The organism is Pseudomonas sp. ESBL9, from assembly GCF_036668715.1.
GTDB classification, from domain to species: domain Bacteria; phylum Pseudomonadota; class Gammaproteobacteria; order Pseudomonadales; family Pseudomonadaceae; genus Aquipseudomonas; species Aquipseudomonas lundensis.
Window position 1 is genome coordinate 1 of the sequence record NZ_JAZEVV010000005.1, and the last position, 15,164, is coordinate 15,164.

Below are 15,164 nucleotides of genomic sequence, written 5' to 3' on the forward strand. Positions count from 1 at the left end.
CCCGAACTCAGCAGTGAAACGATGCATCGCCGATGGTAGTGTGGGGTTTCCCCATGTGAGAGTAGGTCATCGTCAAGATTAAATTCCAAAATCCCTGTCTGCTCACGCAGACAGGGATTTTGTTTTTGTGCCTGAAAAAGAGCCTTCAGGTATTTCTGCTAGACACCCTTATCCCCAACTCCATGTGCTTTCTGGCTCCTATGCAATCCGTGAGCCCATCGTTATGATGCGTGCTTGATTGTGAGGCGATACTTGCATGCTGACGTTGTTGAAACTCCTTAAAGATGGTCGCTTCCACTCGGGGCAAGCCTTAGGTGCTCAATTGGGCATTAGTCGCAGTGCGGTTTGGAAGCAGTTGCAAAAACTGCAGGCAGAATTAAATCTGCCTATCCATAAGGTTCCTGGTCGGGGCTACAAATTAGCATCACCTGTTGATCTTCTCGATCAAGAGGTGCTCTCTGAAAGCTGCTATCCAGTCCATATCTACGAGATAGTAGATTCAACCAATGCAGAGGCATTTCGTCAGATCAATAAAGGAGTTTCGGCGCCTTTTGTAATTTCGGCTGAGCAGCAAAGTGCCGGGCGAGGGCGTAGAGGACGGCATTGGATAAGTCCATTTGGGCAAAATGTTTACTACAGCTTAGTGTTGCGGGTCGATGGTGGTCTACGCCAACTTGAGGCATTAAGTCTTGTGGTCGGTCTAGCGGTATTGAATACGCTAAAAGGTTTTGGCGTAATGACTGCGGGCCTGAAATGGCCAAACGACATATTGGTTTGTGATAAGAAAATTGCTGGAATATTGCTTGAGTTGATAGGTGACCCTGCAGATGTTTGTCATGTGGTAGTAGGTATTGGTATCAATGTAAACATGACAACGGCTGCGGATGTGGGGCAGCCTTGGACGTCGATGAGTCTGGAAACAGGCAAGATGTTTGCGCGTAATGAGGTTATAACTGCGCTGAGTATGCGGCTAAAGGAGTATTTGAAATCTCACGCTATCACCGGTTTCTCTTCGTTTCATGATGAATGGGAAAAGAATCACGTGTGGCAAGGTCGAGAGGTTTCATTGATGGCTGGGCTGCACCAAGTAGATGGAGTTGTCATAGGTGTTGATCAGCAAGGGGCATTGCGTTTGAGCGTCAATGATGAGTTAAAAACATACAGTGGTGGCGAGCTGAGTTTGAGATTGCGCCATGATTCTTGAGCTCGATTGCGGAAATAGTTTCATCAAATGGCGAGTTCTGGATGCTGAAGGGCCGGTAAGTGGTGGAGTGGCGGATTCCCCAGAAAGATTGATCGTTGAAATTCTGGCTTCTCCAGAATTGAGTATCACGCGCTGCCGTATGGTGAGTGTGCGCAGTGATGTCGAAACATCGAATCTGGTTGCTGCAATTGCCTCTGAGTTTTCCGTTGAGGTCGACTGTGTTGCCCCTGCATCAATGCTTGCGGGTGTAACAAATGGTTATAAAGACTTTGAGCGTTTAGGGTTGGATCGATGGCTTGCGATGGTGGGTGGGTACAAATTGTCCGGAGGGCCATGCTTGGTTCTCGATTTAGGAACGGCGGTTACTGCGGATTTTGTGGATTCTGATGGGCAGCATAAGGGCGGATTTATATGCCCAGGTCTGTCACTTATGCGCAATCAATTGCAAACTCACACACGACGTATCAGGTATGACGCTGGATCGGCGAAAGGTGCATTGCAGTGTTTGGAGCCAGCTAATACGACAATTGAGGCGGTGGAACGGGGGTGCCTGCTAATGTTGCGAGGTTTTGTATCCGCCCAGGTTCAATTGGCACGCGAGTATTGGGGGGACGATTATATGGTTTTCCTTACCGGTGGCGATGCAGATCTGGTTGCAGATGTGGTCGCTGATGCCAGGGTAATTAAAGATCTGGTGTTCGTTGGTTTGGCAGTTGCTTGTCCATTTTCTTGAGGTGGCTATGCGTTGGCTGTTTCTATTGTTGGTGGTGCTAAATGCATTTTATTTTATCTGGCATCACCAAGCGGCGCCTCTGAGGGTCAAGGAGGTGGCCTCTTTGTCTGCATATAAAGGGAGCAAGCAAGGGATACAGCTTATCAATGAGGTCGTTACAGAAAAGCTGTCAGTGGATGATGAGTGCATTTATCTGAGTGGCCCAGAGGCAGAGGGTGTGGACAAGGAGACAGTTTTGAAATTGATGGAGAAGGAATTGCAGGTTGAGCAGGTAGGGGGGGGGCTTTAAAATCATGGGGGCGCCCGCCGCGATGAAGGGTGAGCAAAAATTATTAAATCTTATGAATGAATTCAAGCACTTAAGATTTGAAAAAAAACCATGTTAGGGGTTGCGGTAGGCCGTTCGTTTGAATAGAATGGCGCCCGCTCCGCAGTGATAATCAGATTTGATTTTGTTGTGAAGTGAGTCAAAACGCTAAGCTTATGATTTTATTAAGAAAGTGGTTGACATAGAGTTGGGGTGATGTATAATCCCGCTCAGCTCAGGAGGGGTTCCCGAGCGGCCAAAGGGATCAGACTGTAAATCTGACGTCTACGACTTCGAAGGTTCGAATCCTTCCCCCTCCACCATATTTATGTGAATCAGCATGATTTGCGGGTGTAGTTTAGTGGTAGAACCTCAGCCTTCCAAGCTGATGATGCGGGTTCGATTCCCGCCACCCGCTCCATACATGCTGGTTTAATGCGGTTTTGCTCTTGTAGCTCAGTTGGTAGAGCACACCCTTGGTAAGGGTGAGGTCAGCGGTTCAAATCCGCTCAAGAGCTCCATATTACGAAGGCAGATATGAAAGTATCTGCCTTTGTTTTAACAGGCTAGAAAGCCTGTTCGGAGTGTTTGCTGGTTGTGTGTTGGTTGCATAGCTGCTCCGATTTGCAATTGCTGTTTTGGGTGGCTCGCATTCTGCTGCTCGTGCTGTCATTAGATGCTTAGGTAGCTTTTTGGCAAAGGCGGTTGCATTGGTTGTTGAAAAGTCTCTCTCGAGTCTGCATAATTAGCGGCTCGATAATGTTATAGGTCAGTAGCTCAATTGGCAGAGCGACGGTCTCCAAAACCGTAGGTTGGGGGTTCGATTCCCTCCTGACCTGCCAGATTCGCTCAATGCGTCTGGCTTTCTTTTCACAGGATCCTTCTTTGATGACTCCCAAGGCTGAAGTTCAAGGCTCTCGCTTCGATCTCCTCAAGTGGCTGGCTGTGGTTGCCCTTGTGGTGGTTGGCGTTGTTGGGAATCAGTATTATTCTGGTTCGCCGATTCTGTATCGTGTCATTGCGCTTCTTGTTCTTGCTGCGGTCGCCGCCTATGTTGGGTTGCAGACAGCAAAAGGTAAGTCGTTCGCTGTCCTGGTAAAGGAAGCTCGTACTGAGATTCGTAAAGTCGTATGGCCAACCCGCCAAGAAACTACGCAGACCACTTTAATTGTTGTGGCTGTTGTTCTTGTTATGGCGTTGCTGTTGTGGGGGCTAGATTCCCTGCTCGGTTGGCTCGTTTCCTTGATTGTTGGCTAAGGGTGTCCCGTGGCTAAGCGTTGGTACGTTGTGCATGCTTATTCGGGTTACGAAAAGCATGTTATGCGCTCTTTGATTGAGCGCATCAAGCTGGCAGGCATGGAAGATGGCTTCGGCGAAATTCTGGTTCCCACTGAAGAAGTGGTTGAAATGCGTAATGGCCAGAAGCGCAAAAGTGAACGCAAATTCTTTCCAGGCTATGTCCTTGTCCAGATGGACATGAACGAAGGTACTTGGCATTTGGTCAAGGATACTCCTCGTGTCATGGGCTTTATTGGTGGCACTGCTGATAAGCCAGCACCGATCACTGATAAAGAGGCAGAATCCATTCTGCGTCGCGTTGCTGATGGCAGTGATAAGCCCAAGCCAAAGACTCTGTTTGAGCCGGGTGAGGTCGTTCGTGTTACTGACGGTCCTTTCGCTGATTTCAACGGCACAGTTGAAGAAGTTAACTACGAAAAGAGCCGCATCCAAGTCGCTGTGCTCATTTTCGGTCGCTCTACTCCGGTAGAGCTTGAATTCAGCCAGGTCGAAAAGGTCTAGCTGAATACGTATCCCAACCCCATGGCTTCGGCTGTGGGGTTTTGTCGTCACTGGGATAAACACGCAAGTAACCGGGGAGCCTTTATAGGCGTCTGAACCCGTAATTGGAGTGCCTCATGGCCAAGAAGATTACCGCTTACATCAAGCTGCAAGTAAAGGCCGCTCAGGCCAACCCAAGCCCACCTGTTGGTCCAGCTTTGGGTCAGCACGGCGTGAACATCATGGAGTTCTGCAAAGCTTTCAACGCCCGTACTCAGGGTATTGAGCCAGGCTTGCCGACCCCTGTGATCATCACCGTTTACAGCGACCGTAGCTTCACGTTCGAAACCAAATCGACTCCTGCTTCGGTTCTGCTGAAGAAAGCTGCCGGTTTGACTAGCGGTTCCGCTCGTCCAAACACCGTTAAGGTTGGCACCGTTACTCGTGCTCAGCTGGAAGAAATCGCGAAAACCAAAAACGCGGATCTGACTGCAGCTGATATGGAAGCAGCCGTGCGTACCATCGCCGGTTCTGCTCGTAGCATGGGCCTTAACGTGGAGGGTGTGTAATGGCTAAGCTGACTAAGCGTCAAAAGGCAATCGCCGGTAAAATTGAAGCTGGCAAGTCTTACAACTTTGTAGACGCTGCTGCTTTGCTGGCTGAGCTGTCGACTGTAAAATTCAGCGAGTCCTTTGATATCGCCGTAAACTTGGGCGTAGACCCGCGCAAATCTGACCAGGTTGTTCGTAGCGCAACTGTGTTGCCACACGGCACTGGCAAGACTGTACGCGTAGCTGTCTTTACTCAGGGCCCAGCTGCTGAAGCTGCTCTGGCTGCAGGTGCTGATCGCGTAGGTATGGACGATCTGGCTGCTGAAATGAAAGGCGGCGATCTGAACTATGACGTAGTTATTGCTTCTCCGGATGCAATGCGTGTTGTAGGTCAGTTGGGTCAAATCCTCGGTCCTCGTGGTCTGATGCCTAACCCTAAGGTTGGTACAGTAACTCCAGACGTAGCGACAGCAGTTAAAAACGCTAAAGCTGGTCAGGTTCGTTATCGCACTGACAAAAACGGTATCATCCACACTTCCGTTGGCAAGATCGGTTTTGACGCCGTTCAGCTGAAGGAAAACGTTGAGGCCCTGATCGCTGATCTGAAGCGTATCAAGCCAGCTTCTTCTAAAGGCATTTACGTCAAGCGCGTTACCCTGAGCACCACTATGGGCCCAGGCTTGGTCATCGACCAAGGTTCTCTGGACGCGTAAGACAAATCCGGTGCTTTAAATGCATTGGTTGAAAGATTGGGGTCCCTGCCTGGCGGGGGCTATCCAAGACCGTAGGCGACGCAAGTCTTAAACCTAAAGCCTACGCAGATGGTGCTCCCGGTTCCTTACCGAATCAGACACCAAAACGACATCCGGCTTCGGTTGGATGAAACGGTAACAAGCAGGAGTTAAACCCGTGGCAATTAAACTCGAAGACAAGAAGGCCATCGTCGCTGAAGTCAACGAGGCTGCCAAAGTTGCCCTGTCTGCTGTTGTGGCTGATGCCCGCGGCGTGACAGTTGGCGCTATGACCGGACTCCGTAAAGAGGCTCGTGAAGCTGGTGTTTACGTACGTGTTGTACGTAACACACTGCTGAAGCGCGCTGTTGCTGACACTGAATACAGTGTCCTCAACGACGTGTTCACTGGCCCGACCTTGATTGCATTCTCGAATGAACATCCTGGCGCTGCTGCCCGTTTGTTCAAAGAGTTCGCGAAAGGTCAGGATAAGTTCGAGATCAAGGCAGCTGCGTTCGAGGGCAAGTTCCTCGCAGCTAATCAGATCGACGTACTGGCAAGCCTGCCGACCCGTGACGAAGCAATTTCTCAGCTGATGAGCGTGATTCAAGGCGCAACCAGCAAATTGGCTCGTACACTGGCAGCACTTCGCGACCAGAAAGAAGCCGCTGCAGCTTAAAAGCTAAGCGATTTCTTTCAGCGTTTATTGTTTATTTCGATGGCCACCTAGGCTGTCACCCCAATACAGGAATTTATAGTCATGTCTCTGACTAACGAGCAAATCATCGAAGCAATCGGCGAAAAATCCGTTCTGGAAATCGTTGAGCTGATCAAGGCAATGGAAGAGAAGTTCGGCGTTTCCGCTGCTGCTGCTTCTGCTGGTCCTGCTGCTGCCGCTGCTGTTGTTGAAGAGCAAACTGAATTCAACGTTATGCTGACTGAAGCTGGCGAGAAGAAAGTTAACGTGATCAAGGCTGTACGTGAGCTGACCGGTCTGGGCTTGAAAGAAGCCAAGGCAGTAGTTGACGGCGCTCCAGCTATGGTTCTGGAAGCTGTTGCAAAAGACGCAGCTGACAAAGCCAAGGCTACCTTGGAAGAAGCAGGCGCTAAAGTCGAGCTGAAGTAAGCATCGACCTTGCGTCTCCAGCCCAAGCGTTAAGCTGAGGCTGATGGCTGGTGGCTCTTGCCACCGGCCTTTTTCCGTTATTGGCTTCCGACTGGGTCGGTGCTTTTAACGTGCTGTAACCACCCTGTGCGGTGGAGCAAACCAAGGGGTTTGCACGATTTTCTGGCTGCTCCCGTCGGGAGGGGCCAAACAAGCAGGTGACCAAGCTGGGGAACGCTGATGGCTTACTCATATACTGAGAAAAAACGTATCCGCAAGGACTTTAGCAAGTTGCCGGACGTCATGGATGTGCCGTATCTCTTGGCAATCCAGCTGGATTCGTATCGTGAATTCTTGCAGGCGGGAGCGACTAAAGATCAGTTCCGCGACGTGGGCCTGCATGCGGCCTTCAAATCCGTTTTCCCGATCATCAGCTACTCCGGCAATGCTGCGCTGGAGTATGTGGGTTATCGTTTGGGTGAACCGGCATTTGATGTCAAAGAATGCGTGTTGCGCGGTGTAACTTACGCCGTACCTTTGCGGGTTAAAGTTCGCTTGATCATTTTCGACAAAGAATCGTCGAACAAAGCGATCAAGGACATCAAAGAGCAAGAAGTCTACATGGGCGAAATCCCATTGATGACTGAAAACGGTACCTTCGTTATTAACGGTACCGAGCGTGTAATTGTTTCCCAGCTGCACCGTTCCCCGGGCGTGTTCTTCGACCACGACCGCGGCAAGACGCACAGCTCCGGTAAGCTGCTGTATTCCGCGCGTATCATTCCTTACCGTGGTTCGTGGTTGGATTTCGAGTTCGACCCGAAAGACTGCGTATTCGTACGTATCGACCGTCGTCGCAAATTGCCTGCGTCCGTGCTTCTGCGCGCATTGGGTTACACCACTGAACAGGTGCTTGAAGCGTTCTACACCACGAACGTATTCCACGTTCAAGGTGAGAGCATCAGCCTGGAGCTGGTACCACAGCGCCTGCGCGGTGAAATCGCGGTCATCGATATTATGGATGACAAGGGCAAAGTGATTGTCGAGCAAGGCCGTCGTATTACTGCTCGCCATATCAACCAGCTGGAAAAAGCCGGTGTCAAAGAGCTCGTAATGCCTCTTGACTATGTCCTGGGTCGCACAACGGCCAAGGCAATCGTGCATCCGGCTACTGGCGAAATCATTGCTGAGTGCAACACAGAACTGACCACTGAAATTCTGGCAAAAGTTGCCAAGAGCCAGGTTGTCCGTATCGAAACGTTGTACACCAACGACATCGACTGTGGTCCGTTCGTTTCTGACACGCTGAAAATTGATTCCACCAGCAACCAATTGGAAGCGCTGGTCGAAATCTATCGCATGATGCGTCCAGGCGAGCCGCCAACCAAAGACGCTGCCGAGACCCTGTTCAACAACCTGTTCTTCAGCCCTGAGCGTTATGACCTGTCTGCGGTCGGCCGAATGAAGTTCAACCGTCGTATCGGTCGTACCGAAATCGAAGGTTCGGGTGTGCTGTGCAAGGAAGACATCGTTGCAGTGTTGAAGACTCTGGTCGACATCCGTAACGGTAAAGGCATCGTCGATGACATCGACCACTTGGGTAACCGTCGTGTTCGCTGCGTTGGCGAGATGGCTGAAAACCAGTTCCGTGTTGGTCTGGTGCGTGTTGAGCGTGCAGTTAAAGAGCGTCTGTCGATGGCAGAAAGCGAAGGCCTGATGCCGCAAGACCTCATCAACGCCAAGCCAGTTGCTGCGGCGGTGAAAGAGTTCTTTGGCTCCAGCCAGCTTTCGCAGTTCATGGACCAAAACAATCCGCTTTCCGAAATCACCCACAAGCGCCGTGTCTCTGCACTGGGCCCGGGTGGTTTGACACGTGAGCGTGCTGGCTTTGAAGTTCGTGACGTACACCCGACTCACTACGGTCGTGTATGCCCGATTGAAACACCGGAAGGTCCGAACATCGGTCTGATCAACTCATTGGCTGCTTACGCCCGCACCAACCAGTATGGTTTCCTTGAGAGCCCGTACCGTGTTGTGAAAGAAGGCGTAGTAACCGACGAGATCGTGTTCCTGTCTGCCATTGAAGAAGCAGATCACGTTATTGCTCAGGCTTCGGCCACCATGAACGATCAGAAAGTCCTGATCGATGAGCTGGTAGCTGTTCGTCACTTGAACGAATTCACCGTTAAGGCGCCGGAAGACGTCACCTTGATGGACGTGTCGCCGAAGCAGGTAGTTTCGGTTGCTGCGTCGCTGATTCCGTTCCTTGAGCATGACGATGCCAACCGTGCATTGATGGGTTCGAACATGCAGCGTCAAGCTGTACCGACACTGCGTGCTGACAAGCCGCTGGTGGGTACGGGTATGGAGCGCAACGTAGCGCGAGACTCGGGGGTTTGTGTTGTAGCCCGTCGTGGTGGCGTTATTGACTCCGTGGATGCAAGTCGTATCGTTGTTCGCGTTGCAGATGATGAAGTTGAAACCGGTGAAGCCGGTGTCGACATCTACAACCTGACCAAGTACACGCGCTCCAACCAGAACACCTGCATCAACCAGCGTCCGCTGGTTCGCAAAGGTGATCGGGTCCAGCGTAGTGACATCATGGCCGACGGTCCGTCCACCGACATGGGTGAACTGGCTCTGGGTCAGAACATGCGTATTGCCTTCATGGCATGGAACGGCTTCAACTTCGAAGACTCCATCTGCCTGTCGGAACGTGTCGTTCAGGAAGACCGTTTCACCACGATCCACATTCAGGAACTGACCTGTGTGGCTCGTGACACCAAGCTTGGTCCAGAGGAAATCACTGCAGACATCCCGAACGTCGGTGAAGCTGCTCTGAATAAACTGGATGAGGCCGGTATCGTTTATGTAGGTGCTGAAGTCGGCCCGGGCGACATTCTGGTTGGTAAAGTGACACCGAAAGGTGAGACGCAACTGACGCCAGAAGAGAAGCTGTTGCGCGCAATCTTCGGTGAAAAAGCCAGCGACGTAAAAGACACTTCTCTGCGTGTGCCGACCGGCACCAAAGGTACTGTCATTGACGTTCAGGTTTTCACCCGAGACGGCGTTGAGCGTGACGCTCGTGCACTCTCGATCGAAAAAACCCAGCTGGACGAAATCCGCAAGGATCTGAACGAAGAGTTCCGTATCGTTGAAGGTGCAACTTTCGAACGTCTGCGCTCTGCATTGGTAGGTAACATTGCCGAAGGTGGTGCTGGTCTCAAGAAAGGCCAGGAAATCACCAATGAGGTCCTGGATGGTCTTGAGCATGGTCAGTGGTTCAAGCTGCGCATGGCTGAAGATGCTCTGAACGAGCAACTTGAAAAGGCTCAGGCTTACATCATCGACCGTCGTCGTCTGCTGGATGACAAGTTCGAAGATAAGAAACGCAAGCTGCAGCAAGGCGATGACCTGGCTCCAGGCGTGTTGAAAATCGTCAAGGTTTACCTGGCAATTCGCCGTCGCATCCAGCCGGGTGACAAGATGGCTGGTCGTCACGGTAACAAAGGTGTGGTCTCCGTGATCATGCCGGTTGAAGACATGCCGTACGATGCCAATGGTACTCCGGTTGATGTTGTCCTCAACCCGTTGGGCGTACCATCGCGTATGAACGTTGGTCAGATTCTTGAAACTCACTTGGGCCTTGCAGCCAAAGGGTTGGGCGAGAAGATCAACCTCATGATCGAGGAGCAGCGCAAGGTTGCAGACCTGCGTAAGTTCCTGCATGAGATCTACAACGAAATTGGCGGTCGTCAAGAAAGCCTGGATGACTTCTCTGATCAGGAAATTCTTGATCTGGCGAAGAACCTTCGCGGCGGTGTTCCTATGGCTACCCCGGTATTTGACGGTGCCAAGGAAAGCGAAATCAAGGCCATGCTGCGCTTGGCAGATCTGCCTGACAGCGGCCAGATGCAGCTGACTGACGGTCGTACCGGCAACAAGTTTGAGCGTCCGGTTACCGTTGGCTACATGTACATGCTGAAACTGAACCACTTGGTAGACGACAAGATGCATGCTCGTTCTACCGGTTCTTACAGCCTGGTTACTCAACAGCCGTTGGGTGGTAAGGCGCAGTTCGGTGGTCAGCGTTTCGGGGAGATGGAGGTCTGGGCGCTGGAAGCCTATGGCGCGGCATACACTCTGCAAGAAATGCTCACAGTGAAGTCGGACGATGTGAACGGTCGTACCAAGATGTACAAAAACATCGTGGACGGCGATCACCGTATGGAGCCGGGCATGCCCGAGTCTTTCAACGTGTTGATCAAAGAAATTCGTTCCCTCGGCATCGATATCGATCTGGAAACCGAATAACACGTGACGCGAATCGAGAGCGGGGCTGTACTGCCCGCTCTCTGCTCCGCCAGGAGGAAAGGCCTTGAAAGACCTACTGAATTTGCTGAAAAACCAGGGTCAAGTCGAAGAGTTCGACGCCATCCGTATTGGATTGGCATCGCCTGAGATGATCCGTTCGTGGTCGTTCGGTGAAGTTAAAAAGCCGGAAACCATTAACTACCGTACGTTCAAGCCTGAGCGTGACGGCCTGTTCTGCGCCAAAATCTTTGGCCCGGTAAAGGATTACGAGTGCCTGTGCGGTAAGTACAAGCGCTTGAAGCACCGCGGTGTGATCTGTGAGAAGTGCGGCGTTGAAGTTGCGCTGGCCAAGGTCCGTCGTGAGCGCATGGCCCACATTGAACTGGCTTCGCCAGTAGCCCACATCTGGTTCCTGAAGTCGCTACCGTCCCGTATCGGTTTGCTGATGGACATGACCCTGCGTGATATCGAGCGCGTTCTCTATTTCGAGAGCTACGTTGTTATCGATCCGGGCATGACCACGTTGGAAAAAGGTCAGCTGCTGAACGATGAGCAGTATTTCGAAGCGCTGGAAGAGTTTGGTGACGATTTCGATGCCCGTATGGGTGCCGAAGCTGTTCGCGAACTGTTGCACGCTATCGATCTGGAGCATGAGATTGGTCGTCTGCGCGAAGAGATTCCGCAAACCAACTCTGAAACCAAAATCAAAAAACTGTCCAAGCGTCTTAAGTTGATGGAAGCCTTCCAAGGCTCCGGCAACTTGCCAGAGTGGATGGTTCTGACTGTTTTGCCAGTTCTGCCGCCAGATCTGCGTCCTCTGGTTCCGTTGGATGGCGGTCGTTTTGCGACTTCCGACCTCAACGACCTGTATCGTCGGGTGATCAACCGTAACAACCGTTTGAAGCGCCTGCTTGATCTGTCCGCACCGGACATCATTGTGCGTAACGAAAAGCGTATGTTGCAGGAAGCTGTCGATGCCCTGCTCGACAACGGTCGTCGCGGCCGTGCAATTACCGGTTCTAACAAGCGTCCTCTGAAATCCCTGGCTGACATGATCAAGGGTAAGCAAGGTCGTTTCCGTCAGAACTTGCTCGGTAAGCGCGTTGACTATTCGGGTCGTTCTGTAATTACCGTAGGTCCGACCTTGCGTCTGCACCAGTGCGGTCTGCCGAAGAAAATGGCACTTGAGCTGTTCAAACCGTTCATTTTTGGCAAGCTTGAAATGCGTGGTCTCGCTACCACTATTAAAGCCGCCAAGAAAATGGTTGAGCGCGAGCTGCCTGAAGTTTGGGACGTTCTTGCCGAAGTCATTCGCGAACACCCGGTACTTCTTAACCGTGCGCCAACCTTGCACCGTTTGGGTATCCAGGCATTTGAACCAGTACTGATCGAAGGTAAGGCTATTCAGCTTCACCCTCTGGTTTGTGCTGCGTACAACGCCGACTTCGACGGCGACCAAATGGCCGTGCACGTACCGCTGACGCTGGAAGCCCAGCTGGAAGCGCGTGCCTTGATGATGTCGACCAACAACATTCTGTCGCCAGCCAACGGTGAGCCAATCATCGTTCCGTCGCAGGACGTTGTACTGGGTCTGTACTACATGACCCGCGAAGCGATCAACGCCAAGGGCGAAGGTCGTGTATTCGCCGACTTGCAGGAAGTTGACCGTGTGTTCCGCGCCGGCGAAGCTGCGCTGCACGCTAAGGTCAAGGTGCGGATCAACGAAACCGTCAATGATCGTGATGGCGGCAGCGTGACCAACACCCGTATCGTCGACACGACTGTCGGCCGTGCGTTGTTGTTCCAGGTTGTTCCAAAAGGTCTGTCTTACGACGTCGTCAACCTGCCAATGAAGAAAAAGGCAATCTCCAAACTGATCAACCAGTGCTACCGCGTGGTTGGTTTGAAAGAGACTGTGATCTTTGCTGACCAGTTGATGTACACAGGTTTTGCTTACTCGACTATTTCCGGCGTTTCCATCGGTGTTAACGACTTCGTTATCCCGGATGAAAAAGCCCGCATCATCGGTGCTGCTACCGATGAAGTGAAAGAAATCGAAAGTCAGTACGCCTCCGGCCTAGTGACTCAGGGCGAGAAGTACAACAAGGTAATCGACCTTTGGTCGAAAGCTAACGATGAAGTTTCCAAGGCGATGATGTCGAACCTCTCGAAAGAGAAGGTTATCGATCGTCACGGCAATGAAGTTGAGCAAGAGTCGTTCAACTCGATGTACATGATGGCTGACTCCGGTGCTCGTGGTTCTGCTGCGCAGATCCGTCAGTTGGCCGGTATGCGTGGTCTGATGGCCAAGCCGGACGGCTCGATCATCGAAACGCCGATCACTGCGAACTTCCGTGAAGGTTTGAGCGTACTTCAGTACTTCATCTCGACTCACGGTGCTCGTAAGGGTCTCGCGGATACGGCCTTGAAAACGGCTAACTCCGGTTACCTGACTCGTCGTCTCGTGGACGTTGCACAAGACCTGGTTGTAACTGAAGTTGATTGCGGTACCGAGCACGGTCTGCTGATGACGCCGCACATTGAAGGTGGTGACGTTGTAGAGCCGTTGGGTGAGCGCGTATTGGGCCGAGTGATCGCCCGCGACGTATTCAAGCCGGGTACTGAGGAAGTTATCGTTCCTGCTGGCACTCTGGTTGACGAGAAATGGGTTGAGTTCATCGAGCTGAACAGCATCGACGAAGTTATCGTTCGCTCGCCAATCAGCTGCGAAACCCGTTTTGGTATCTGCGCCAAGTGCTACGGCCGCGATCTGGCCCGTGGTCACCAGGTGAACATTGGTGAAGCTGTCGGCGTAATCGCCGCTCAGTCGATCGGTGAGCCAGGTACACAGCTGACAATGCGTACGTTCCACATCGGTGGTGCGGCTAGCCGGACCTCGGCTGCTGACAGCGTTCAGGTGAAGAATGGCGGTACTGTCCGTCTGCACAACCTGAAGCACGTTGAGCGTGTAGATGGCTGCCTGGTCGCTGTTTCGCGTTCCGGTGAGCTGGCGATCGCTGATGACTTCGGTCGTGAGCGTGAGCGCTACAAGCTGCCGTACGGTGCTGTTATCTCGGTTAAAGAGGGTGACAAGGTCGATGCTGGCTCAATCGTAGCCAAGTGGGATCCGCACACTCACCCAATCGTTACCGAAATGAAAGGTACCGTGACCTACGTGGGCATGGAAGAAGGCATCACGATCAAGCGTCAGACTGACGAATTGACCGGTATGACCAATATTGAAGTGCTTGATGCCAAAGACCGTCCAGCTGCCGGTAAGGATATCCGTCCTGCTGTGAAGATGGTGGGTGTAGATGGCAAAGACTTGCTCTTGCCAGGTACTGACGTACCGGCACAGTACTTCTTGCCTGCAAACGCCTTGGTTGGTGTGGCGGATGGTGCGGAAATCGCGATCGGTGATGTTATCGCTCGTATTCCGCAAGAAACTTCGAAAACTCGAGACATTACCGGTGGTCTTCCACGGGTTGCTGACTTGTTCGAAGCACGTCGTCCAAAAGAAGCTTCGATTTTGGCTGAAGTCAGCGGCACAATCGCGTTCGGTAAAGAGACCAAGGGCAAGCGCCGTCTGGTCATTACCCCGAACGATGGTAGCGATCCGTATGAAGAGCTGATTCCGAAGTGGCGTCACCTGAACGTCTTCGAAGGCGAACAAGTGAACCGTGGCGAAGTTATCTCCGACGGTCCTAGCGATCCGCATGACATCCTGCGTCTGCTGGGTGTGAGTGCGCTGGCCAAGTACATCGTTAACGAGATTCAAGATGTTTACCGTCTGCAAGGCGTGAAAATCAACGATAAGCACATCGAGACCATCCTGCGTCAGATGCTGCGTAAAGTTGAAATTTCCGAGTCTGGCGACTCCTCCTTCATCAAGGGTGACCAGATGGAGTTGACGCAGGTGTTGACCGAGAACGAGCGTCTGAGCACTGAAGACAAGTTTGTCTCCAAGTTCACGCGTGTTCTGTTGGGTATCACCAAGGCATCGTTGTCGACTGAATCGTTCATCTCCGCGGCCTCTTTCCAAGAGACTACCCGCGTGCTGACCGAAGCAGCGGTAACGGGCAAGCGCGATTACCTGCGCGGCCTGAAAGAAAACGTTGTCGTGGGTCGTTTGATCCCGGCAGGTACTGGTTTGGCTTACCACAGCGAGCGCAAGCGCCGCCGTGATGCTGACAAGCCATTGCGCGTTAGCGCCAGTGAAGTGGAAGCTGCACTGACCGAAGCACTGAACTCTAGCGGTAACTGAGTTCGGTACTAAATGAAGGAAGGGCCCTGGCTGTTCCGTTCATCGAATCGAGACCAATAGTCTAGGTTTGATGATGCGGAAGGTCGGGGCCTTGCCTTGACTGGGGGCAAGATCCTCTTTAGACTCTTGTACCCCTAAATTTGGCGGGAATTCGTTCCTGCCATTTTGCTTTTCTT

The 15,164-nt window shown here is 52.1% G+C and carries 11 protein-coding genes, 4 tRNA genes and 1 rRNA gene; all 16 read left to right on the top strand.

Annotated features, from left to right (window positions below; all coding sequences use genetic code 11):
* Window positions 1-78: ribosomal RNA gene (gene rrf / locus V6F78_RS22455) — 5S ribosomal RNA — on the top strand; the annotation flags it as partial.
* 178 nt (window positions 79-256) lie between these two features.
* Window positions 257-1,204, top strand: coding sequence for a bifunctional biotin--[acetyl-CoA-carboxylase] ligase/biotin operon repressor BirA (gene birA / locus V6F78_RS14820; protein WP_047295795.1), 948 nt, complete (start codon window positions 257-259; stop codon window positions 1,202-1,204).
* Complete coding sequence (locus V6F78_RS14825) at window positions 1,194-1,937, top strand: pantothenate kinase (protein WP_047295794.1); 744 nt, start codon at window positions 1,194-1,196, stop codon at window positions 1,935-1,937. Before birA ends, V6F78_RS14825 begins: the two co-directional genes overlap by 11 nt.
* Before the next feature lie 7 nt (window positions 1,938-1,944).
* A complete protein-coding gene (locus tag V6F78_RS14830; RefSeq protein ID WP_332727679.1) occupies window positions 1,945-2,226 on the top strand; it encodes a hypothetical protein in 282 nt (93 codons plus the stop codon).
* Window positions 2,227-2,482: 256 nt separating this feature from the next.
* Window positions 2,483-2,567 (top strand) — tRNA-Tyr (locus tag V6F78_RS14835).
* 24 nt (window positions 2,568-2,591) lie between these two features.
* Window positions 2,592-2,665, top strand: a tRNA-Gly gene (locus V6F78_RS14840).
* 24 nt (window positions 2,666-2,689) lie between these two features.
* Window positions 2,690-2,765, top strand: a tRNA-Thr gene (locus tag V6F78_RS14845).
* Between the two features lie 245 nt (window positions 2,766-3,010).
* Window positions 3,011-3,086, top strand: a tRNA-Trp gene (locus tag V6F78_RS14850).
* 46 nt (window positions 3,087-3,132) lie between these two features.
* Complete coding sequence (gene secE / locus V6F78_RS14855) at window positions 3,133-3,501, top strand: preprotein translocase subunit SecE (RefSeq protein ID WP_047277911.1); 369 nt, start codon at window positions 3,133-3,135, stop codon at window positions 3,499-3,501.
* Window positions 3,502-3,510: 9 nt separating this feature from the next.
* Window positions 3,511-4,044, top strand: a complete 534-nt coding sequence (gene nusG / locus V6F78_RS14860; RefSeq protein WP_047277909.1) for a transcription termination/antitermination protein NusG — start codon at window positions 3,511-3,513, stop codon at window positions 4,042-4,044.
* Between the two features lie 116 nt (window positions 4,045-4,160).
* Window positions 4,161-4,592, top strand: a complete 432-nt coding sequence (gene rplK, locus V6F78_RS14865; RefSeq protein WP_008008888.1) for a 50S ribosomal protein L11 — start codon at window positions 4,161-4,163, stop codon at window positions 4,590-4,592.
* The gene (rplA, locus tag V6F78_RS14870; RefSeq protein ID WP_016779167.1) at window positions 4,592-5,287 is read left to right on the top strand and encodes a 50S ribosomal protein L1; all 696 of its coding nucleotides are present in this window, start codon (window positions 4,592-4,594) and stop codon (window positions 5,285-5,287) included. The genes rplK and rplA overlap by 1 nt, the downstream gene beginning before the upstream one ends.
* A gap of 196 nt (window positions 5,288-5,483) precedes the next feature.
* The gene (rplJ, locus tag V6F78_RS14875) at window positions 5,484-5,984 is read left to right on the top strand and encodes a 50S ribosomal protein L10 (protein WP_003444392.1); all 501 of its coding nucleotides are present in this window, start codon (window positions 5,484-5,486) and stop codon (window positions 5,982-5,984) included.
* Between the two features lie 81 nt (window positions 5,985-6,065).
* Window positions 6,066-6,431: a 50S ribosomal protein L7/L12 gene (rplL, locus tag V6F78_RS14880; RefSeq protein WP_047277905.1), complete on the top strand. Its 366-nt coding sequence runs from the start codon at window positions 6,066-6,068 to the stop codon at window positions 6,429-6,431.
* Window positions 6,432-6,650: 219 nt separating this feature from the next.
* Window positions 6,651-10,724 carry a DNA-directed RNA polymerase subunit beta gene (rpoB, locus tag V6F78_RS14885; protein WP_047277902.1) on the top strand — a complete coding sequence of 1,358 codons (4,074 nt, stop codon included), beginning with the start codon at window positions 6,651-6,653 and terminating at the stop codon, window positions 10,722-10,724.
* Window positions 10,725-10,788: 64 nt separating this feature from the next.
* Window positions 10,789-14,988: a DNA-directed RNA polymerase subunit beta' gene (rpoC, locus tag V6F78_RS14890; protein WP_047277900.1), complete on the top strand. Its 4,200-nt coding sequence runs from the start codon at window positions 10,789-10,791 to the stop codon at window positions 14,986-14,988.
* The last annotated feature ends 176 nt before the right edge of the window (window positions 14,989-15,164 follow it).